19 protein-coding genes and 1 pseudogene are annotated in these 21,126 nt (G+C 64.0%); 13 read left to right on the forward strand and 7 right to left on the reverse strand.

Annotated elements, in window-relative coordinates; all coding sequences use genetic code 11:
- Positions 1 to 21 precede the first annotated feature (21 nt).
- The 4 genes from B015_RS0101515 to B015_RS0101530 all read left to right on the forward strand — a co-directional run bounded on the left by B015_RS0101515 (position 22) and on the right by B015_RS0101530 (position 3,658).
- Positions 22 to 768 carry a sugar phosphate isomerase/epimerase gene (locus B015_RS0101515; protein ID WP_018425882.1) on the forward strand — a complete coding sequence of 249 codons (747 nt, stop codon included), beginning with the start codon at positions 22 to 24 and terminating at the stop codon, positions 766 to 768.
- A 12-nt stretch (positions 769 to 780) separates the two neighbouring features.
- Positions 781 to 1,923: a Gfo/Idh/MocA family oxidoreductase gene (locus B015_RS0101520; RefSeq protein ID WP_026226778.1), complete on the forward strand. Its 1,143-nt coding sequence runs from the start codon at positions 781 to 783 to the stop codon at positions 1,921 to 1,923.
- Positions 1,924 to 1,981: 58 nt separating this feature from the next.
- Positions 1,982 to 3,034 carry an L-glyceraldehyde 3-phosphate reductase gene (gene mgrA, locus B015_RS0101525; protein WP_018425884.1) on the forward strand — a complete coding sequence of 351 codons (1,053 nt, stop codon included), beginning with the start codon at positions 1,982 to 1,984 and terminating at the stop codon, positions 3,032 to 3,034.
- A gap of 210 nt (positions 3,035 to 3,244) precedes the next feature.
- Positions 3,245 to 3,658 carry a Fur family transcriptional regulator gene (locus tag B015_RS0101530; RefSeq protein ID WP_018425885.1) on the forward strand — a complete coding sequence of 138 codons (414 nt, stop codon included), beginning with the start codon at positions 3,245 to 3,247 and terminating at the stop codon, positions 3,656 to 3,658.
- A gap of 48 nt (positions 3,659 to 3,706) precedes the next feature.
- Here B015_RS0101530 and B015_RS0101535 read toward each other — a convergent pair whose 3' ends face one another.
- The 3 genes from B015_RS0101535 to B015_RS0101545 form a co-directional block, all read right to left on the reverse strand.
- Positions 3,707 to 4,336: a LysE family translocator gene (locus tag B015_RS0101535; RefSeq protein WP_018425886.1), complete on the reverse strand. Its 630-nt coding sequence runs from the start codon at positions 4,334 to 4,336 to the stop codon at positions 3,707 to 3,709.
- A gap of 1 nt (position 4,337) precedes the next feature.
- Positions 4,338 to 7,301 (reverse strand): DNA polymerase I, encoded by a 2,964-nt coding sequence (gene polA / locus B015_RS0101540; RefSeq protein WP_018425887.1) that lies wholly within the window; start codon positions 7,299 to 7,301, stop codon positions 4,338 to 4,340.
- 375 nt (positions 7,302 to 7,676) lie between these two features.
- Positions 7,677 to 9,320, reverse strand: a complete 1,644-nt coding sequence (locus B015_RS0101545) for an ABC transporter substrate-binding protein (RefSeq protein ID WP_018425888.1) — start codon at positions 9,318 to 9,320, stop codon at positions 7,677 to 7,679.
- A 140-nt stretch (positions 9,321 to 9,460) separates the two neighbouring features.
- Here B015_RS0101545 and B015_RS0101550 point away from each other — a divergent pair, with 140 nt between their 5' ends.
- Positions 9,461 to 10,360, forward strand: a complete 900-nt coding sequence (locus B015_RS0101550; RefSeq protein WP_018425889.1) for a LysR family transcriptional regulator — start codon at positions 9,461 to 9,463, stop codon at positions 10,358 to 10,360.
- Between the two features lie 40 nt (positions 10,361 to 10,400).
- Here the strand turns inward: B015_RS0101550 and B015_RS0101555 are convergent, their stop codons facing one another.
- Both B015_RS0101555 and B015_RS0101560 read right to left on the reverse strand, forming a co-directional pair.
- A complete protein-coding gene (locus B015_RS0101555; RefSeq protein WP_018425890.1) occupies positions 10,401 to 11,273 on the reverse strand; it encodes a phytanoyl-CoA dioxygenase family protein in 873 nt (290 codons plus the stop codon).
- Between the two features lie 126 nt (positions 11,274 to 11,399).
- A complete protein-coding gene (locus B015_RS0101560) occupies positions 11,400 to 11,831 on the reverse strand; it encodes a GNAT family N-acetyltransferase (RefSeq protein WP_018425891.1) in 432 nt (143 codons plus the stop codon).
- 518 nt (positions 11,832 to 12,349) lie between these two features.
- Here B015_RS0101560 and B015_RS0101565 point away from each other — a divergent pair.
- The 6 genes from B015_RS0101565 to B015_RS0101590 all read left to right on the forward strand — a co-directional run bounded on the left by B015_RS0101565 (position 12,350) and on the right by B015_RS0101590 (position 16,044).
- Complete coding sequence (locus tag B015_RS0101565) at positions 12,350 to 13,738, forward strand: M20/M25/M40 family metallo-hydrolase (protein ID WP_018425892.1); 1,389 nt, start codon at positions 12,350 to 12,352, stop codon at positions 13,736 to 13,738.
- A 76-nt stretch (positions 13,739 to 13,814) separates the two neighbouring features.
- Positions 13,815 to 14,432, forward strand: a complete 618-nt coding sequence (locus B015_RS0101570; RefSeq protein ID WP_018425893.1) for a ribonuclease D — start codon at positions 13,815 to 13,817, stop codon at positions 14,430 to 14,432.
- Positions 14,433 to 14,717: 285 nt separating this feature from the next.
- Positions 14,718 to 15,017, forward strand: coding sequence for a hypothetical protein (locus B015_RS0101575; RefSeq protein WP_018425894.1), 300 nt, complete (start codon positions 14,718 to 14,720; stop codon positions 15,015 to 15,017).
- Positions 15,018 to 15,085: 68 nt separating this feature from the next.
- A complete protein-coding gene (locus B015_RS0101580) occupies positions 15,086 to 15,343 on the forward strand; it encodes a hypothetical protein (RefSeq protein WP_018425895.1) in 258 nt (85 codons plus the stop codon).
- A 38-nt stretch (positions 15,344 to 15,381) separates the two neighbouring features.
- A complete protein-coding gene (locus B015_RS0101585) occupies positions 15,382 to 15,582 on the forward strand; it encodes a hypothetical protein (protein WP_018425896.1) in 201 nt (66 codons plus the stop codon).
- 222 nt (positions 15,583 to 15,804) lie between these two features.
- Positions 15,805 to 16,044 carry a hypothetical protein gene (locus tag B015_RS0101590; RefSeq protein ID WP_157632666.1) on the forward strand — a complete coding sequence of 80 codons (240 nt, stop codon included), beginning with the start codon at positions 15,805 to 15,807 and terminating at the stop codon, positions 16,042 to 16,044.
- 93 nt (positions 16,045 to 16,137) lie between these two features.
- Here B015_RS0101590 and B015_RS33750 read toward each other — a convergent pair.
- Positions 16,138 to 16,296 (reverse strand): annotated as a pseudogene (locus B015_RS33750) (NrsF family protein); the annotation flags it as partial.
- A 44-nt stretch (positions 16,297 to 16,340) separates the two neighbouring features.
- On the opposite strand from B015_RS33750, the gene B015_RS34130 reads away from it, so the two are divergent.
- The gene (locus B015_RS34130; RefSeq protein WP_018425899.1) at positions 16,341 to 16,454 is read left to right on the forward strand and encodes a DoxX family membrane protein; all 114 of its coding nucleotides are present in this window, start codon (positions 16,341 to 16,343) and stop codon (positions 16,452 to 16,454) included.
- Positions 16,455 to 16,704: 250 nt separating this feature from the next.
- A complete protein-coding gene (locus tag B015_RS0101605) occupies positions 16,705 to 18,960 on the forward strand; it encodes a transglycosylase domain-containing protein (protein WP_018425900.1) in 2,256 nt (751 codons plus the stop codon).
- A gap of 80 nt (positions 18,961 to 19,040) precedes the next feature.
- Here B015_RS0101605 and ybaL read toward each other — a convergent pair whose 3' ends face one another.
- Positions 19,041 to 20,852, reverse strand: a complete 1,812-nt coding sequence (ybaL, locus tag B015_RS0101610) for a YbaL family putative K(+) efflux transporter (protein WP_018425901.1) — start codon at positions 20,850 to 20,852, stop codon at positions 19,041 to 19,043.
- Positions 20,853 to 21,126: the final 274 nt, after the last annotated feature.

The following is a 21,126-nucleotide window of genomic DNA, read 5'->3' on the forward strand; positions in this document are numbered from 1 at the left end:
TCCCAACGAACGGACAGAACCATGGACTGGTCATTCCAACTCTACAGCGCCCGCAACTACCAACCCTGGGACAAGGTGCTGCAGGCGCTCGCCAGCGTCGGCTACAAGGAGGTCGAAGGTTATGGCGGGGTCTATGACGACCCGCAGGCTTTTCGCGCCCTGCTCGACCGCAACGGCCTGTCCATGCCGAGCGGCCATTTCGGCATCGATCTGCTGGAGCAGGATTTCGCCAGGGCGGCCACGATTGCGACGACGCTCGGCATGAAGCTCATAGCTTGTCCCTGGCTCGAGGTGGTCGACCGGCCGACCGACGCCGATGGATGGCGGGCATTCGGCAAGCGCCTCGGTGCCATCGGCGCGAAGGCCAGGGATGCCGGGTTCGATTTTGCCTGGCACAACCACGACTTCGAGTTTTTGACCCTTGCCGGCGGGCTGGTGCCGCAACGCCTCATCCTGGAAGCCGCACCCGACATCGGGTGGGAGATGGACGTCGCCTGGGTGATCCGCGGCGGCTCCGACCCGCTGCACTGGATCGAGGAGTTCGGCCCGCGCATCCTGGCTGCCCACGTCAAGGACATCGCCCCGCATGGCCAGGCAGCCGACGAGGACGGCTGGTCGGACGTTGGCCACGGCACCGTCGACTGGGCCGGGCTGGTTGTAGCGCTGCGCAAACGCACGCCGGCCAGATACTTCATCATGGAGCACGACAATCCGGCCGATTTCGAGCGCTTCGCGCGCCGGTCCATCGCCACCGCAAAGACCTTCTAGGGGACGACCGACATGGCAAGGAAACTTGGAGTAGGGGTGATTGGCTGCGGCAACATCTCGAAGACTTACTTTCAGCGAGCGCCCCAGTTCCGGGGCATCGAGATGCGCGCCTGCGCCGACATCAACATGGATGCGGCCAGGGCGCGGGCAAAGGAGTTCAATCTGCGGGCAGAGACGGTCGAGGACCTGCTCAAGGCCAAGGACATCGACATCGTCGTCAACCTGACGGTGCCTGCGGTGCACTACGATGTGTCGAGGCAGGCCATCGACGCCGGCAAGCATGTCTATTCGGAAAAGCCCTTCGTGCTCGCCATCAAGGACGGGCTCGACCTGAAGAAGCGCGCCGACAAGAAGGGCGTGCGCATCGGCTCGGCACCAGACACCTTCCTCGGTGGTTCGCACCAGTTGGCGCGGCACCTCATCGACACGGGCAAGCTCGGCAACATCACGAGCGGCACCTGCCACGTGATGAGCCACGGCATGGAGCACTGGCACCCCAATCCCGATTTCTTCTTCCAGCCCGGCGGCGGCCCGATCCTCGATCTCGGGCCCTATTACATCGCCAACCTCGTCCAGCTCATCGGGCCGGTTGCGCGGGTGGCGGCATTGTCGTCGATCCCGGCGAAGGAGCGGACCATCTCGTCCAAGCCGCGTGCGGGTGAAAAGATCCCTGTCACCACGCCGACGACGATCCTGGCGCTGATCGAGTTCGAGAACGGCGCTGTGTTTACCTTCAATGCGAGCTGGGATGTCTGGGACAATGGCCATGCGCCGATGGAGCTCTATGGCGAAACCGGCACCATCCACATGCCCGATCCCAATTTCTTCGGTGGCGAGCTGAGCTACACCAGGGGTAGCAAGCCGGTGAAGGCGCTGCCGAAATGGGATCATCCCTTCGGCGTGCCCAACGAGAAGCATGCCCATGGCATGATGGCCAACTACCGCACCGCGGGTCTGGCCGACATGGCGCTGGCGATCATGCATGGCCGGCCGCACCGCTGCTCGCTGGAACTCGCGAACCACGTCATCGACGTCATGACCGGCATCCTGAAGTCGGGCGAGACCAGGAAGTTCGTCGAGATGCAGACGACCTGCGAGCGGCCCGAGCCGCTGGGGCCTGCCGCTGCAAGGGGGCTGCTGGCATCGTCGAAATAGGCTAAGAGAGGGGATCGGCGTCACCAGCCGATTCCCCTTTCCATTCGAGGACAGCATCATGACCTGGCAACCGGCCGCGAATCGTTACGAAAACATGGTCTACAATCGCTGCGGCAGGTCGGGCCTCAAGCTGCCGGCGATCTCGCTCGGCCTGTGGCACAATTTCGGCGATGACACGCCGCACGCGACCAAACGCGCCATCTGTCAGAAGGCCTTCGATCTCGGCATCACCCATTTCGACCTCGCCAACAACTACGGCCCGCCGGCCGGCTCTGCCGAGACTGCCTTCGGCGAGATTCTACGCACCGATTTTGCCGGTCTGCGCGACGAGATGATCATCTCGACCAAGGCCGGCTACGACATGTGGCCTGGGCCGTACGGCGAGTGGGGCAGCCGCAAATATGTGCTGGCGAGCCTCGACCAGAGCCTGAAGCGCATGGGCCTCGACTATGTCGACATCTTCTACTCGCACCGCTTCGACCCGGAAACGCCGCTCGAAGAGACCATGGGCGCGCTCGACCATGCCGTGCGTTCGGGCAAGGCGCTTTATGCCGGCATTTCGTCCTACAACGCCCAGCGCACCCGCGAGGCCGCCGACATTCTGAAGCGGCTTGGCACGCCCTGCCTGATCCACCAGCCGAGCTACTCGCTGATCAATCGCTGGGTCGAGGATGACGGCCTGCTCGACGCGCTCGACGGTCTCGGTATCGGCTCGATCGTGTTCTCGCCGCTGGCGCAAGGCATGCTGACCGGCAAGTATCTCGGCGGTGTGCCGGAAGGCAGCCGTGCGTCGCAGGGCAAGTCGCTGCGCCCCGCCTTCCTCAACGACAAGAACCTCGCCAACATCCGCGCTCTGAACGCTATCGCCGAGCGTCGCGGCCAGACACTGGCGCAGATGGCGCTGGCCTGGGTGCTGCGTGGCGGCCGCGTCACTTCGGCGCTGATCGGCGCCAGCCGTCCCGAGCAGGTCGAGGATTGTGTCGGCGCGATCAAAAACCTCGCCTTCACCGAGGCCGAGCTCGCCGAGATCGACACCCATGCGCGCGAGGCCGACATCAACCTGTGGGCCCGCTCGTCCGAACGCGAAGGCCCGGCACGGCAGAAGAAGTAAGCCAGCGATAGCCAATCCCTCTCCCTGTCGAAGGGGGGAGGGGCCATGCTTGGCGGTTGGGGAATGCCCAACATTGTATTTGGCGGCCGGACGCGCTAGCAAAATCATGTGCCAATCGCCACATTGGGGCGAAGGATTGTTCCATGAGGCAGCATTTGCCGGCATGGAAAGGTGCCGCCCGGTTTGCGCCGGGCAGGGAAAGGTAAAAGCATGGCGGCGCGGGCTACGCTGACGAAGAACCAGCAGAAGGTGCTCGGAAAGCTCGAAGTGGCGAGCGGGCCGCTCAGCGCCTACATGCTGCTTGACCAGCTGCGCGACGACGGTTTTCGTGCCCCGCTGCAGGTTTACCGTGCGCTCGAGGTTCTGGTGAAGGACGGCTTCGTACACCGCCTCGAAAGCCTCAACGCCTTCGTCGCCTGCGCCGAGCCGCACGACCACAGCCACCACAACCACCGCATGACGGCCTTTGCCATCTGTGACAATTGCGGCCAGGTCACCGAGATTTCGGACGAGCTGATCGGCAAGCGCCTTGACGACTGGGTCGGCTCGACCGGCTTTGTCGCCAAGAAGGCGGTCATCGAATTCCGCGGCACCTGCGCCAAATGCGCGGCGATTGCCGCCTGATCAATTCCGGGAAAATACGCGGTTGCCCTTTGCGAACCGCTCCGGGCGCTAGCGCGCCGTCGAAAACGCGAACCAGATCGCAACGGCCGCAAGCAGCGCCGACAGCCCCCGTCGCGCGATCTTTTCGATCCTGGGGTTGTTGAGCAGCGGCTCGAGCTGGCTGGCCAGCACCACGATCAGGAAATGGATGATTGTCGCGACCGCGACGTAGATGGCGGTCAGCGTCAGTGTCTGCGACAGCACCGGGCGATCGGCGACGATGAAGGTCGGCAGCACGGCGACGTAGAAGATCGCCGCCTTGGGATTGAGCAGGTTGGTCACCAGCCCGCGGGTGAAGTAGCGCCGGTCGGCGTCTCCGCCTTCGGGCACGGCCTCGCCTGGGCCGCGCCAGCCTTCATAGGCCAGGTAGAGCAGGAACAGGACGCCACCCCAGCGCAGGCCTTCGTAGAGCAGGGTCGAAGTGTGGATCAGTTCGGTGACGCCGAGCGCTGCCACAACGCCGACGATGGCAAGGCCGAGCGCGATGCCTGCTACTGTGGCGAAGCCGGCACGGCGACCTTCGCCCGCCGACACCAGTGCCAGATAGGTCATGTTCGGCCCCGGCGTCAGCTCGATGATGAGCGACGTCAGGGCGAAGGACAGCAACGTCGACAGGCTGGACGACGTCGCGAACTCCATCTCAGTGCGCCTCGTCCCAGCTGTCGGCGGCGTTGGCGTCGACATGCAGAGGCACCGACATCGACACAGCCGGCATGGCGGCGTTTTCCATGACGTGGCGGACGACGGGGATCGTCGCCTCGACCTCGTCCTCGACGGTCTCGAAGATCAGTTCGTCGTGCACCTGCAACAGCATGCGTGCCGACAGCTTGGCCTCGGACAACGCGCCCTCGATGCGGATCATGGCGCGGCGGATGATGTCGGCGGCCGTCCCCTGCAGGCGGGCATTGATCGAGGCGCGTTCGTTGAAGGCACGCACCGACGGGTTGGAGGAGCGGATTTCGGGGTAGTGGATGCGGCGGCCGAAGATGGTCTCGACATAACCCTTGTCGCGGGAGAACGCCTTGGTCTCGTCCATGTAGGCGCGGATGCCTGGGAAGCGCTCGAAATACTTCTTGATGTAATCGGAGGCTTCCTCGCGCGGGATCGACAGCTGGTTGGCGAGGCCGAAAGCCGAGATGCCGTAGATGATGCCGAAATTGATCGCCTTGGCGCGACGGCGCACTTCCGACGGCATGCCCTCGACCGGCACCGAGAACATTTCGGATGCCGTCATGGCATGAATGTCGACGCCGTCGGCGAAGGCCTGCTTCAGCTGGGCGATGTCGGCGACATGGGCGAGCACGCGCAGTTCGATCTGGCTGTAGTCGGCCGAGATCAGCTTGTTGCCCTTGTCGGCGATGAAGGCGGTGCGGATCTTGCGGCCTTCGGCCGTGCGGATCGGAATGTTCTGCAGGTTCGGGTCCGACGACGACAGGCGGCCGGTGGTGGTGGCGGCCAGCGCGTAGGAGGTGTGGACGCGCTTGGTCTCGGGGTTGATGAAGCCGGGCAGCGCGTCGGTGTAGGTCGATTTCAGCTTGGTCAGCTGGCGCCAGTCGACGATCTTGCGCGGCAGCTCATGGCCTTCGGCGGCGAGGTCTTCCAGCACCTGGGCCGAGGTCGACCACTGACCGGTCTTGGTCTTGGTGCCGCCGGGCAGGCCCATGCGGCCGAACAGGATGTCGCCGAGCTGCTTGGGCGAACCGATGTTGAAGCGCTCGCCGGCGATGCTGTTGATCTCGTCTTCGAGCCGCGCAGCGCCCTGGGCGAGTTCGCCCGACAGCCGCGACAAGATCTGGCGGTCGACCGAGATGCCCCGCTGTTCCATGCGCGCCAGAACCGGCACCAGCGGTCGCTCCAGGCGCTCATAGACCGAGACCAGGCCCTTGGCGGCTAGGCGCGGCTTGAGCACGCGCCACAGCCGCAACGTCACGTCGGCATCTTCGCTGGCATAGGCCGACGCCTTGGCGATGTCGACCTGGTCGAAACCGATGAAGCTCTTGCCGGAGCCGGCCACGTCCTTGAACGGGATCGGCGTGTGGCCGAGCCATTTTTCCGACAAGGAGTCCATGCCGTGGCCGCCATTGGTGCCGCCGTCGAGCACGTAGGAGATCAGCATCGTGTCGTCGAACGAGTGCACGTCGATGCCGTAGCGGTTCATCAGCACCAGATCGTACTTAAGGTTCTGCGCCACCTTGAGCACGGAGGCGTCCTCGAGCAGCGGCTTGAGTGCTGCGATCGCCTCGCGCATCGGGATCTGGTTCTCGACCAGCCCGCCGCCAAGCAGGTCGTCGCGGCCGCTTTTGTGACCAAGCGGCACATAGGCGGCGCGCCCTGGTGCGGTGGCGAGAGAGAAGCCGACGAGCTCGGCCTGCATCGGGTCGAGCGAAGTGGTCTCGGTGTCGAAGGCGATGACGCCGGCCTCGGCCGCCTCGTTGACCCAGGCTTTCAGCGTGGCGAGGTCGCGGATCGTGACATAAGCGCTGTGGTCGAATTTTTCCGCCGCGGCAGCCTCTGCGAGCTTGTTGGCGAGGGCTGTGGGAGTGTCCCCATCGGCGGCGACGGTCGCGACGGGCGTTGCTGCAGCCACGTCGGCAGCTGTGGCCGGAACGGTCGTCGCTGGCGCAGCAGGAGCAGCACCCGAACCCACGTCCGGTCCGTGTGCGTCGTCGCCGCGTTCGACCGGCACATAGGCGGGCTCGATCGCGCCGGCGTCGGCGCCGGTGGCCTCGGCGACGCGCCGCGTCAGCGTGGTGAACTCCATCGCCTTGAGGAAGGAAATCAGCCGCGCGCCGTCAGGTGGCTGCAGAGCGAATGCATCGAGGCCTTCGGTGACCGGCACGTCGTTCTTCAGCTTCACCAGCTCGCGGCTGATGCGCGCCTTGTCAGCGTTGTCGATGATCGACTGGCGGCGCTTGTCCTGCTTGATCTCGGAGGCGCGGGCGAGAAGCGTGTCGAGATCGCCGAACTGCTCGAGCAGCTGTGCAGCGGTCTTCGGGCCGATGCCTGGCACGCCGGGGACGTTGTCGACGGAGTCGCCGGTCAGCGCCTGCAGGTCGATCATCTTCTCAGGCGGTACGCCCCACTTTTCGATAACTTCGGGGATGTTGATCTGCCGATCCTTCATCGGGTCGTACATCGACACCGTCTCGCCAACGAGCTGCATCAAATCCTTGTCCGAAGAGATGATGGTGGCGTCGCCGCCGGCCTCGCGGGCGAGGCGGGCATAGGTGGCGATCAGGTCGTCGGCCTCAAAACCTTCCATCTCGATGCAGGGCAGGTCGAAGGCTCGGGTCGCATGCCGGATCAGTCCGAATTGTGGGATCAGGTCCTCGGGCGGGGCCGAGCGGTTGGCTTTGTATTCGGGGTACAGCTCGTTGCGGAAGGTCTTCGACGAATAGTCGAAGATAACGGCGAAATGGGTGGGCGTGACGCCAACATCGGTGTTGCGTGCGTCCTGCATCAGCTTCCACACCATGTTGCAGAAACCGAGGACCGCATTGGTGGGCAGTCCGTCGGATTTGCGGGTGAGCGGCGGCAGCGCGTGATAGGCACGGAAGATGTAGCCGGAGCCGTCGACAAGGAAGAGATGATCGCCTTTTTTCATGGCGATACGGGTAACTTGGCGCAGCCGCGCTGTCCATGGTCAAGGCGGCTCCGAAGCGCCCACTCATGCCGTCAGCTGACGCTTTCCACACTATCCCATTTTTCGGGACAGTCGTTTGCGCCTTCCGCCGCTTATCATCGCCTGCCGTCGCGATAGGATTTTCCCGGGAAAAGCGCAGGAGCAAGCGGGAATGTGCCAAGAAACTCGATTGCATCGCAGCGAGATGGCAAAGGCGGCTTCGACCGTCCGCAAACCGGGTTGCACCGGGACCTGTACGCGCTGCCCGCTGAATGCAGGAGCAGTCGCGCGGGCGTTGGAGGCGCTGGCGACCCCGGAGCTGCTGTCTCCGGAGCCGTCGTCAGGCACGATCAGACACTAGGCCTGGTCGATCCACGTCTGGTCGAAATGCTGGTCGTAGGCCTGGTGGATCTGGTAGCCCATTACGTTCGGGCGCATATGGGCAAAGAGCTTGCGCCAGAAAGGCTGCACGATCACACCGGACCCCTGCAGGATCGCCTGCAACTCGCCCATGATCTGCTTGCGCTTGTCCGAGTCGCCGATGGCGTTCGCTTCCTTGAGCTTGGCGTCGAACTCGGGATTGGAGAAGCCCGACTCGTTCCAGGCATTGCCGGTCTGGTAGGCGAGCGCCAGGGTCTGGATTCCCAATGGCCGCGCGTTCCAGTTGGTGGTCGAGAACGGATATTTGGTCCAGTCGTTCCAGAAGGCCGATTCAGGGATGAGCGTGCGTTTGACCTTGAAGCCCGCTTCACGCATCTGCTGGGCGATGACGTCGGAACTCTCCTTGCGATAGTCGCCGTCGACCGAGATCAGGTTGAACTCGAAGTCGAGCTTGCCGGCCTCGGCCAGCAACACCCTTGCCTTTTCGATGTCGCGCTTGACCGGCGGCAGCGGCGCATAATCAGGATGCATCGGCCCGACATGGTGGTTCTCGGCAGCGATGCCGTGGCCGTTGGCGCCGAGCTTCAGCACCGTCTCGTTGTCGACGGCAAGCTGGATAGCCTTGCGGACGCGCTGGTCGTTGTAGGGTTCTACATTGACGTTGGTGCGGGCGACGATTGTCGTTGCCGTTACGATCTCCGAACGCTTCAGCCCGAGCCCGTCGAGGATATCGACGTCGTTGGTCTGGGTCTGGCCATTGAGATCGACCTCGCCGGACTCGAACGCCGAAATGGTGGCAGCCGAGTCGGTGCCGTAGTCGATCCATTCTATGCCGTCGAGATAAACCTCGCCGCCCCACCACGCGCCGTCGGGCCGCCGCTTGACCGATGCCTTGACGCCGACGTCGATGCCGGTCAGCTCGAACGGTCCGGTGCCGATGGGCTGGGCCGACAGCATCTCACCGCTCCTGTCGAAGTCGCGGTGGACGATCAGCGCGGGGTAGTCCGTCATCGCCGGAATGATCGTGACGTCCGACCGCGCCAGCTTGAGCACGACTTTATGGGCGTCGGGCGCGGTAATGGCCCCTTCGATCGCCTTCTTCGTCGCCGGATCGATCAGCGCACCCATGCGCCCGGCCATCGAATTGCCCGGAGCGTCCTTGTCGCACCAGCGGGTGATGTTGAACACCACGTCTTCGGCGGTGAAGTCGTCGCCATTTGACCACTTCACGCCCTTGCGGACGTTCAGCGTGTATTCCGTGGCGTCGTCATTGATCGACCAGCTTTCGAGCAGCATCGGTCGGAAGGTGAAATCGGAGTTCCAGCGAACCAGCGGTTCGAGGAACTGCATGGCGATGTTGCCCATCTGAGAGACGCTGAACTTGCGCGGATCCTCCAGCGCCATCACCTGCATGGCGATGCGCAGCGTGCCGCCGCGTTGCGGGGTTGCGGCGCGGGCCACCCCGCCACCTGGCGCAGCCAGTCCCAGCAGCGAATAAGCAACCGCGGTGCAGGCGCCGAAGGCGCTGGCCAGGCTGAGGAATTCGCGGCGATGCATGCCGCCGCTGTCCACGTCGCGCAGGAATTTCCCGATTGCCGGATGAAGGTCTTTGGTCTTCATTTGTTTCTCTCCCATTGTAATCGTTCAGTATGTCGTTGTTCCGATAGTGCCCGGCCGGGTTCGTTGTTGTTATGCCGGGTATTCAGGTGTGCCGCCGATCGATTGCGACCGGCCGGATGTGAAATTCGCAGAGGAACGGCATGAACCTTGTGACTGCCATGAAGGTGTTCGACCGGGTGGCGCTGCTGGGCAGCCTGACGGCGGCGGCCGACGACCTGACGATGTCGACGACGGCCGTCAGCCGCTACATCAAGGAGTTGGAGGACGATCTTGGCGTCAGGCTGATCAACCGCACCACACGCCGGCTCAGCCTGACAGAAGCGGGCAGGGAATATGCGACCCGCGCGCGCGCTCTTCTCGACGACCTGGACGAGTTGCGCGACGCGACCAGAGGCCTGCATCGCGATACCCGCGGCTCGATCAAGGTGTCCTGCTCCAATGTGCTCGCACACACCCGGGTCACCAGGCTGGTGCCGAAATTCCTCGACGAAAATCCGCAGGCCTCCATCGAGCTGCACCTGACCTCGCGCTACGTCGTCGGCATCGTGGAAGAAGGGTTCGACGTCGCCATCCGCTTTGGCGAACAGAACGATTCCGCATTGATCGCCAAACGCCTCGGCGAAGTGCGCAACTATGTGTGTGCCACGCCCGAATACTGGGATCGCCATGGCCGTCCGCAACATCCTGGTGAACTGGCCCAGCATTCCTGTGTCTTGAGCAATTTCGCCAAGCGGCTCGGGAGCTGGCCGTTCCAGGGACCGGACGGGCCGTTTTCGGCGCCGGTCAGGGGGCGCGTGTCGACCAATCACATCGAAGCTGCCTATCAGATGACCCTTGCCGGCTTCGGCATCGGCAACCTGCCGAGCCTGCTGGTCGACAAGGCCATAGCGTCGGGCGCGCTCGAGGCGCTGCTCGAAGAGTTCAGGCCGGAGTCCAGCCCGATCTATGCGCTCTATCCGCACCGGACCTACGTGGCGGCCAAGGTGCGGGCGTTTGTGGATTTCCTCATGCGCGAGCTTTCCTCCGACCTCATAGCCTGAAGGCCGCGTCGGGGAACGCGGCCTCTGGGGTTTGCTGGACTTAGTTCCACCACGCGGTGGTGTCGTATGACGGGCCGGGATCCTCGAAGAGCCGCTCGTATTTGCAGAGCTTGGGCTTGTCGCCGAGCGGCATGGAGACACCGTCCTTGAACGCCCATTCGCCTCTGGAGGTAGAGTCGGCTCGGACGTAGCTCGACAGCGCGAACGCCCGGTCGTGAGCGGATTTGTTGGCGGCCGATCCATGCACGGTCAAAAGGTTCCACATGGCGAGGTCGCCCGGCTCGAGTTCAAGCGAAACGATGTTGGCGGGGTCGATACCGACGGCGACCAGCTCCGATTCCGCAGTAACCCCCTTCATCAGCTGGCCGTGGCCCTCGTCGGACAGTCCGAGATAGCCGAGCTTGTGGCTGCCGGGGACGACCTGGAGGCAACCGTTCTCCACTGTGGCGCGGTCGACGGCCAGTCCGGTGGTGACGGTCGACTCGACGATGGCGTCGAAGTCGGCCTGGTTGCGGAAGCGGATGTCCTGGTGGAAGCGGTAGCCGGTAAGATTGGCGCCCGGCGGCTTCCAGTGGAGCTGCTGGGCGATCTGCTTGATGTCGCGCCCGATCAGCCCTTCAAGCAGCTTGAGATAGTCGGCGTTGCGCCGGAACTCCTCGAAATACCGGTTGATCCACGAGAACCAGTAAGCCTGTAGCACGTAGCGCTTGTCGAAATGTGTCTCGGGCAGGACCTGGAAGTTCAGGTTGCCATGCCGGAAGGTGGCGTGATGGCGCAGGCCCTCTTCATAGACGGCCTGCGTCTCCTTGCGCAGCCGCACCAGGTCGTCGCCATCGACGAAGCCGCGGACGATGGCATAACCTTCCTCGCGATATTGCTCTGCGGCGTCTTTCGCCTGTGCAGTTGTGATCATTTCGGTTCTTCTCCCATACCGTCCAGAGGGAGAATATCGATCGGCTGCCAGGCGATAAGTTTCTAAATCCGCAAACAACTCTGCCGAATTTCGGGACAATGAGCGGCGGAACGTCTTCCCAGCCGTTCAGTTTGGCGCGAGACGCTTGGAGATGGTTTCCGGGCCTTCCCGATAGTCGGTGAAGCCCATCCCCTGGTAGAACGCCAGTCCGCCGGTGTTTTCCTTGCGAATGGTGGCGTCGATGAAGCTGGCGCCTGCTTTTCTGGCGGCTTCCAGCGTGTTGGCGAACAGCGCCCGTCCGGCGCCCTTCTTGTGCACGCGCGGATCGACGAAGGTGGCGACAATGGCCCAGTCCGACGGCAGCTTGTCGCCTGGCCAGTCAGGGTCGGACCATTCGAGCGACTGGAACCCCAAAACCTGCTCGCCTTCCAACGCCACGAAGCAGCTGATTCCGAGTTTTGGCGCGATGAAGTAGCTGATGATGCGCTGCTCGTCGAAATGCTCGCGGTGTGCTGTCGTTCCGCCGATCTCGATGATTTCATTGAGGATTCGCGCCATCGCGCTTGCGTCTTGCGGTTGGGCGGGTCGGACATGCAGGGGCATGGATCGGTCATTCCACTGTTGGTTTGATTTGCCGGAAACTAAGCGTCCTGCAGCTGTTCTGCAAAGGCGAGGACTACGCAGCTGACATTGGCTGCGGCACTCGGCAGGTTGATGTCAGGAAGAAACGGGCCGAGGCTTCCGATCACGGGTATGTTACGAAAGTGTAATCTTCGTGCCCTTGAATCGCCACGTTCGCGGCCACAAATAGCAGTCATCGGCAGTTTTTGCCGAAGTCCGGTCTCAGGCCCGTCCCCCGCCTATCCGGACCCTGCGGCAGCCTCATCCCCCTCTCCGGGCTGCCGCACCGTTTTGAAATGTGCCGCCGTGGCCACCCCTCCACCACGGCGGCACTTTTTTGTCCGGAGTTCAGCGGTTCCCCTTTCCCTGCGCCGGCCTCTGGCCCAATCCTGCCCGCTTTGCGTTTTTCTCTTCGGCCACTAGTTTGCGCCGCAGAAGAATCGAAAGGCACCCACATGTCCGCTGTCGCACCCGTTCTCGATCGTCTCGACAAGAATCTCGACCAGAGCCTGGAGCGCCTGTTCGAGCTGCTCCGCATCAAGTCGATCTCCACCGACCCGGCCTTCTCAGCCGACTGCCGCAAGACCGCCGAGTGGCTGGTCGCCGACCTCAAGACCATCGGCTTCGACGCCAGCGTGCGCGATACGACGGGCCATCCGATGGTCGTCGCCCACCATGCCGGCCCTGCCGGCTCGCCGCATGTGCTGTTCTACGGCCATTACGACGTCCAGCCGGTCGATCCGCTTAACCTCTGGGAAGATGATCCCTTCGATCCCAAGATCAAGGAGATCGCAGGCGGCATCAAGGTCATCACCGGCCGCGGCTCGTCCGACGACAAGGGCCAGCTGATGCTGTTCGTCGAAGCATGCCGCGCCTGGAAAGAGGTGCATGGCGGCCTGCCGTGCGAGATCACCCTGCTGTTCGAGGGCGAGGAAGAGTCCGGCTCGCCGTCGTTGAAGCCGTTCCTCGAGGCCAATGCCGAGGAACTGAAGGCCGATTTTGCCATGGTCTGCGACACCGGCATGTGGGATCGCCAGACGCCGGCCATCTGCGTCGGTCTGCGCGGCCTTGTCGGCGAAGAGGTGATCGTTCACGCCGCCAACCGCGACCTGCATTCGGGCGAGTATGGCGGCGCTGCCGCCAACCCGGTGCGTATCCTCGCCAAGGTTCTCGCCGACATCCACGACGACAACGGTCGCGTCACGATCCCGGGCTTCTACGACGGCGTCGAAGAAACGCCCTCTCAGGTGCTGAAGTCGTGGGAAACCCTCGGCGAGACGGCGGAAAACTTCCTCGGCGAGATCGGCCTGTCGATCCCATCGGGCGAAAAGGGCCGCTCGGTGCTCGAGCTGACCTGGGCGCGTCCGACCGCCGAGTTCAACGGCATATCAGGCGGCTACACCGGCAAGGGCTTCAAGACGGTGATCGCGGCGGAAGCGTCGGCCAAGGTGTCGTTCCGCCTCGTGCACAAGCAGAACCCCGAGAAGATCCGCGCCGCCTTCCGCGAGTTCGTGCGTGCGCGCATTCCAGCCGACTGCAGCGTCGAGTTCCACGAGCATGGCGGCTCGCCGGCGATCCAGCTGTCCTACGACTCGCCCTTCCTCGCCAAGGCCAAGGACGCACTGTCGGATGAGTGGCCGAAGCCGGCCGTGATGCTCGCCATGGGCGGCTCGATCCCGATCGTCGGCGACTTCCAGACCTTCCTCGGCATGGAGTCGCTGCTGGTCGGTTTCGCCCTGCCTGACGATCGCATCCACTCGCCCAACGAGAAATACGACCTGGCCTCGTTCCACAAGGGCCAGCGGTCCTGGGCGCGCATTCTCGAGGCGCTCACCCGCAAGTGAGGTAGAAACCGAGGTTTCTATTGATTTTTCCTCCGATCGCGGCAAGTGAGAAGCCAAGCCGCGATCGGAGACACGCATGACCATCCGCTTCCACAAGCACGACCTTCCAGACCTTACGCATTACGATGTCGACGCCGTTGCCATCGACACAGAGACGCTGGGCCTGAACCCGCATCGTGACCGCCTCTGCGTCGTCCAGATTTCGCCGGGCGACGGCACCGCCGACGTCATCCAGATCGCGCCGGGCCAGAAGAAGGCGCCGAACCTCACGGCACTCCTGAAGAACCGCAAGGTGACGAAGCTGTTCCATTTCGGCCGCTTCGACATCGCCGTGCTTTACAATGCCTTCGGCGTGATGGCCGAGCCGGTGTTCTGCACCAAGATCGCCTCGCGCCTGACCCGCACTTACACCGATCGCCACGGCCTCAAGGACATCTGCAACGAGCTTCTGGGCGTGTCGCTGTCCAAGCAGCAGCAGTCGTCGGACTGGGCCGCCGAGACGCTGTCGCCGGAGCAGTTGGAATATGCCGCCTCCGACGTGCTCTACCTGCACCGCCTGCGCGACGTGCTCGCTGGCCGGCTGGAGCGCGAGGGCCGCGCCAGGGAGGCCGAGGCCTGCTTCCGCTTCCTGCCCACGCGCGCCAAGCTCGACCTGATGGGCTGGGGTGAAGAGGACATTTTCGCCCACAGCTGACCTGGCGCATCGGTCCGGAAATCGGAAACGGTTTCCGAAAAACTTCGAGGCGTGAATTCAACACCTGGAGCACCCCTGACGCGTCCATCCGGACGCATGGTGCGCCAAGGTCTGGGCTGGTCGATGGAACGAACCGGCCCGTTCGCCCGTTTGGGCTGCGTCGTGTCTGCGGCGCGCCCTACGTCCTCTTGGGACATGAAACCCGGTGCCGCAGCAATTTGAATCCGCGCGCGGCCCGGCTGGATATCGATCCATCGGGGCAACGCGTCAGCAAAGGACGCACAAATGGCTTCGACCCGCGAAGAAATCCAGAACGACCTCGAAGAGCAGGTTGCCCAGCTGAACAAGCAGGTGGCGCAGCTTACCAAGGCCATGTCGAAGCGCAGTGCGGCAGCCCTTGCCGAAGGTCGCGACAGTGCTGCCGAACTGTATGACGACCTGCACGGCCGCTTCGCCGATGCCATGCCCGGGATTCGCAGGCAGGCTCGGGTGGCGCAGAAGACGGCGCAGGACAATCCGTTGGCCACAGCCCTCGTCGGCGTCGCCCTGCTTGGCCTGGTGGCCGCGCTGGTGGCCCGTCGCTGACCGGTCTTGCCGCGCGGCCGGCGGTGGCTGATGCTGCGCATTCTTCCATTTCATCCAAGGGAAATCGAATGAGCACCAAGAAGCCCATCGCCACCGCACCCAGGGACGGCTCGAAGATCACCGTCTACTGGACCGACCGCGACGGCCAGGAGAACGAATCCATTGCCCAGTATCGCTCGCTGTCGCGGCTCCAGGCCGCCGGCGGGCAGTGGGACGCAAGCGACGAAGGCTGGTGGGCCTATGTCGACAGCGAAACGCAGAAGCGCATCGAGCCGCATTCCTGGGCCGCGCCCGGCGGCAAAGATCAGGACGACGAGGAAGAATAGGCGTATTCTCGGGCGTTCATCTGCCGGGGAGAAGACCCATGGCCGACAGGTCGGAGAAGGACACCCACGAATTCCTGGTTACGGCGGTCGAGCATGCCCGCGACGACAAGCTCGACGGCGTCGCGCTGATGCTGATCGATGCGCGTGGCGGCCGGGTACGCCTGCACATGCACGCCGATATCGCCGAGGTGTTGCGCGAGCATATCTCGGCGGCGCTGGCGAAGACGACAGGCCCGTAGAACTCTGTTTGCCGCCGCCTCTCTAGACGTGTCTACGCGCGACTGCCGCTGGGGCTGTTGCGAAGCCCTGCATGGGTTGGACCGCACGGCCGGCCCGGCCGGATGGAATTTTCCCGCGTGTTGCTGCCGCGCCCAAAAAATCTTCTCTGCCCTTTGAACCTTTCTCCGCGCCACAGCGACCAATCGCTGTGGACGGGCAATCGAGCCCAAAAGGAGAAAACGATGAGTGCATTGAGGAACATCCTTCTGGCGGTTGCGACAGCGTCCGTCGTCACGGCGTGCCAGTCGACAGAGATCCGGCATTGCGAGTGGAAGCCGAAGAAGCAGATCTATCTCGAAAGCAGCAACTGCTGTGATCGCAACAACCCGTCGAGCCCCTGCTACAAGGGCGGCAGCGACAAGCCGGATCGTCCGAAGCCCGACAGGCCCAACGACCCGCGCCCCGATCCGATCCCGCAGTAAAGGGCCCATAGCGGTCGCAAAAGCCGTCGGCAGGCAAGCCGACGGCTTTTGATTTTCTCAGGTGCCGGTGCACACCTGAAGGAATCTGCCACCTCAGCGACACCGTCCCGCCATTGCGCCCGCGGCTGCCAGAATCGCCACCGCCAGCGTGTACCGGGTGGCCACGAACAGCGGCGAGTCGTTGAACCAGTGGGCGGTGTAGAAGCTGGCAGCGATGCTGCCGGCGAGCAGTCCGGCCACGGCTCCCGCCAGCAGGAGTTCAGCCTGCACATATTCGGCAACCAGCGCCGATCCTGATGGCGACGCTGTCAGGCGTCGGCGAGATCGTGCGGCCGATCCTGCCGGTGCTCGGGCCCGGCACACGCTTTGCCGCCCTCGGCATCCTCGCCATGACCGCGTCATCCAGCTGACCGTTCCAGACGGCTGGGCGATTTCCATGTGCCCTTGGCAGCAATGACGCTGACGCTGGTCGTCCATGGCGGCGGCCTGTCGCGGTCGACCGAGCGCTCAGGCTCTCGTCTAGCCCGAGCGGCTGCCTTGGCTGGCCACACAAGCTGTTGATCCCGGCCGTTCGCTGCCAGGGGAGGCTTAACGCCCCCTTAAATCGCCGCATTTACTGTCCAACCGGAACGCCATTGGCATGGGGGCCGGACTTTAGACATGGCGAACCGGAACGACAGACGCATCGAGCCTAGCTTCGGTGAGGCGCATGAGGATGCGGACGACGATGTCCTTTCGGTCCGCGAAGAGGATCGCGTCGTGCCCACCCGCCGCAAGCAGCCTACCAAGCGCAAATCGTCGAAGGCCGGGACGTCCGAGCGCGGTCGGGGGCGATCGAAAAAGCCCAGGCGCGGCCTGTTCGGCATCCTTGGTCGTATGGTCTACTGGTGCTTCGTGCTGGCGATCTGGGGCGGCATCGCCGCTGCAGGCATCGTCATCTATTACGGCGCCCAGATGCCTAGCGCCACGACCTGGGCCATTCCCGATCGCTCGCCCAACATCAAGATCGTCGGCGTTGACGGCCGCCTGGTCGCCAATCGTGGCATGACCGGCGGCGAGGCCGTCGGCCTGCACGAGATGTCGCCCTATATCCCACAGGCGGTGATCGCCATCGAGGACAAGCGTTTCTATTCGCATTTCGGCTTCGACCCGATAGGCTTGGCGCGCGCGGTATCGACCCGCTTCCTGCATGGCCGTTTCACCCAGGGCGGCTCGACGCTGACCCAGCAGCTCGCCAAGAACCTGTTCCTCACCCCCGACCGAACGCTCGAGCGCAAAGTCCAGGAGGTGCTGCTCGCCTTGTGGCTCGAGCAGAAGCACACCAAGGACCAGATCCTCGAAATGTACCTAAACCGCGTGTTCTTCGGTTCGGGCTCCTATGGCGTCGAGGCTGCCTCCCGGCGCTATTTCGGCAAGTCGGCCCGTGACGTGACGTTGGCAGAGGCGGCGCTGCTCGCGGGCCTGCTCAAGGCGCCGTCGCGCCTGTCGCCGGCCCGTGATCCAAAGGCTGCCGGCGACCGCGCCCAGCTGGTGCTCGCGGCGATGCGCGACCAGGGTATGATCGGCGACAAGGAACTCACCAACGCGATGAATGCGCCGGCGACCCGTGTCGCCTCGTTCTGGACCGGATCCGAAAACTACGTCGCCGACCGGGTGATGGAGGAACTGCCGGGTCTCATCGGCGAAGTGCGCTCCGACATCGTCGTCGACACGACGGTTGACATGACGCTGCAGGACCTAGCCGAGAAGTCGATCCGCCGGCTGATCGACGAGAACGGCCAGAAACTCAATGTCAGCCAGGGCGCGCTGGTATCGATCGACAATTCCGGTGCCATCCGTGCAATGGTCGGCGGCTATGACTATTCGACCAGCCAGTTCGATCGCGCCTCCGAGGCGCGGCGACAGCCGGGCTCGGCCTTCAAGCCCTTCGTCTACATGGCGGCGCTCGAACAGGGGCGCACGCCCGACAGCGTTCGCAACGATGCGCCGATCAAGATCGGCAAATGGACGCCGGAAAACTACAACGGCAAATATTTTGGCCGGGTGACCCTGAAGACGGCGCTGGCCAAGTCGCTGAATTCGGTTGCCGCGCAACTTGCCATGGAAGTCGGACCCAACTCGGTCGTCGAGGCAGCTCACCGCATGGGCATCGAATCCGACCTCCAGCCCAATGTCTCGATTTCGCTCGGCACCTCCGAAGTAACGCCGCTTGAGCTGACTGCCGCCTATGTGCCCTTCGCCAATGGTGGCTACCGGCCCGAGGTGCACCTGATCAAGCGCATCACCTCGGCCGACGGCAAGGTGCTCTATGAGAACACCTCAGGTGGCGGCCCGCGCGTCATAAGCCCTGAGGTCGTCGGCATGATGAACGCGATGATGACCGGCGCGGTCGAGGAGGGCACCGCCAAGAAGGCCGCCTTCGCCTGGCCGGCGGCCGGCAAGACCGGCACCAGCCAGAATTCGCGCGACGCCTGGTTCGTCGGCTTCACCGCCAACCTCACGACAGGTGTCTGGTTCGGCAACGATGACGGCAAGCCGATGAAGAAGGTGACGGGCGGCGCACTGCCCGCACTCGCCTGGCACGAATTCATGGTCGCGGCCCATGAGGGCGTGCCGGTTGCCGCCTTGCCGGGCAACTGGACCTCGCAGGGTGCCGCGCCCGACGTCGCCGCCGACGACCAGCCGGCCCAGCCACTCGATGCGAACGCCTTCCCGCCGCCTCCGCAGCCTGTCGGACAACGGCAGGCCACAGGCACCGGCAACCGCGCCGTCCAGCCGGAAGAGCCAACCGCTTCGATCGGTCGGCCGGTGCCGCCTGCCGATGTCGGCGCCCGCCGACCTGTCCCGCCCGCCGACGTCGGCGGCCAGCCGCAGCGCCGCGAGACGTCGATCCTTAATATCTTGCTGGGGAACTGACGCGGGCACACCAAACGACAAAACCCGGCGAGAGGCTCGCCGGGTTTTGTCGTTTTGCTAGCCGTTTCGGCCGATCTCGGTCAGGCCGCCGAAGGCGCATCCGGCCTGCGGTCTTCGACGGGCTCCGCGTCCGCAGCAGGTTTCTGCATCACTTGCTCGACGATGCCGCGGGCGATTTCGCGTTCGCCCATGATCACCTGGTCGGCACCGAGGTTCTTCAGGTGGTCGACTTCGGCGTCGGAATGGGCGCGGGCGATGATCTTCATCTCGGGATTGGCGGCCTTGGCCTTGAGGATGATCTGGCCGGCTTCGAAGGCGTTGGGGATGGCGAGGATCAGCCGCTTGGCGCCGGCGGCGTTGGCCGCGCCGAACACCTCGCCCTTGACCGCGTTGCCTGGCACCGTCTCGACGCCTTCGCTCATCAGCTTGGCGATGGTCTTGTCGGAATCCTCGATAACCAGGAACGGCAGCTCGGCATCCTTGAGCGACTGACCGACCAGCGAGCCGACGCGGCCATAGCCGATCAGGATGGTGTGGTCGGTGAGTTTGGTCGGTGGCGGCGTGTCCTCATCGATCTTGGCGGCGGCCGGCGTGGTGGTGGCAACCTCGCCGGGCTCGGTGGCTGGCCCGATGGGCACGGCCTCAACGGCTTCCGGCACCTTGCCGGCGCGCTTCTCCAGCCACGGCTTCAGGCGACCGACGCCGGCGAAGACCAGCGGATTGAGCACGATCGACAGGATCGCGCCGGCCAGGATCAGGTCTCGGCCTTTCTCCGGCAACAGTTCGAGACTGACGCCGAGGCCGGCAAGCATGAACGAGAACTCGCCGATCTGCGCCAGGCTGGCTGAAATGATCAATGCGGTCGCCACCGGATAGCCGAAGGCAAGCACGATCAGGAAGGCGGCGACCGATTTGCCGATGACGATAATGAACAGCGTGGCGAGGATCGGCCAGGTGTCGGTGAACAGGCTGGTCGGGTCGAACAGCATGCCGACCGACACGAAGAACAGCACCGAGAATGCGTCGCGCAGCGGCAGGGTTTCTTCGGCCGCCTGATGGCTGAGTTCGGATTCGCTCATCACCATGCCGGCGAAGAAGGCGCCGAGCGCCAGCGACACGCCGAACAGTTTGGCTGCGCCGAAGGCGACGCCAAGGGCAATCGCCAGCACTGCCAGGCGGAACAACTCGCGCGAGCCGGTATGCGCCACGTAATGCAGCATCCACGGGATGACGCGCCGGCCGACGACCATCATCAGCACCACGAAGGCGGCGACCTTGGCCAGCGTGATGCCGACAACGCCCCAGATGCCGAAATCGAACCTCAGAGCCAGGATGTTTGGCGCATGCGCCACCTGCTCTTCGCCGCCGAGCACGCCGGCGAGCGCGGGCAGCAGCACCAGCGCCATGACCATGGCGAGGTCCTCGACGATGAGCCAGCCGACGGCAATGCGGCCGCGCTCGGTCTCGATCATGCGCCGCTCCTGCAGCGCGCGCAGAAGCACGACGGTGGAGGCGACCGATAGTGCCAGGCCGAAGACGAGACCCGCACCAAGCGACCAGCCGAGCATCCAGGCGAGGCCGGCGCCAAGGGCGGTTGCGAAGGCGATCTGGACGACAGCGCCGGGGACGGCGATGGCGCGCACCGACAGCAGATCCTTGAGCGAAAAATGCAGGCCGACGCCGAACATCAAGAGGATCACGCCGATCTCGGCGAGTTCGAGCGCCAGTTTCTGGTCGGCGACGAAGCCGGGCGTGTTGGGCCCGACCAGCATGCCGGCGATCAGGTAGCCGACGAGCGGCGGAACCTTGAAGCGATTGGCGAGCGCGCCGAAGATGAATGCCAGCCCCAGACCGGCGACGATGGTTGCGATGAGGGGCGTGTCATGCGGCATTGTCCGGGCGGCACCTTTGAAAAGAGTTTCAGATTTTCTTTGGGGTGCGGCGGAAAAATCCGCTGCATTTCCAATATGGTGGACGCAATGCTGCAAGCGCAACCCTGGTTGACCCAGAAACTTCATCCCTGGCCAAAAAAGTTTCGCTCGAATGATATCGGAACTATTCGCCGGGACGATCGTATGCGCCGATCCGACCTGGTTGCGAGCAAACGTCGTTTCGATATGATGACGCCGAGACTGACTCGGGTCTTGGTTGGCAGGGTGGAAATGC

The organism is Hoeflea sp. 108 (assembly GCF_000372965.1).
GTDB lineage: Bacteria > Pseudomonadota > Alphaproteobacteria > Rhizobiales > Rhizobiaceae > Aminobacter.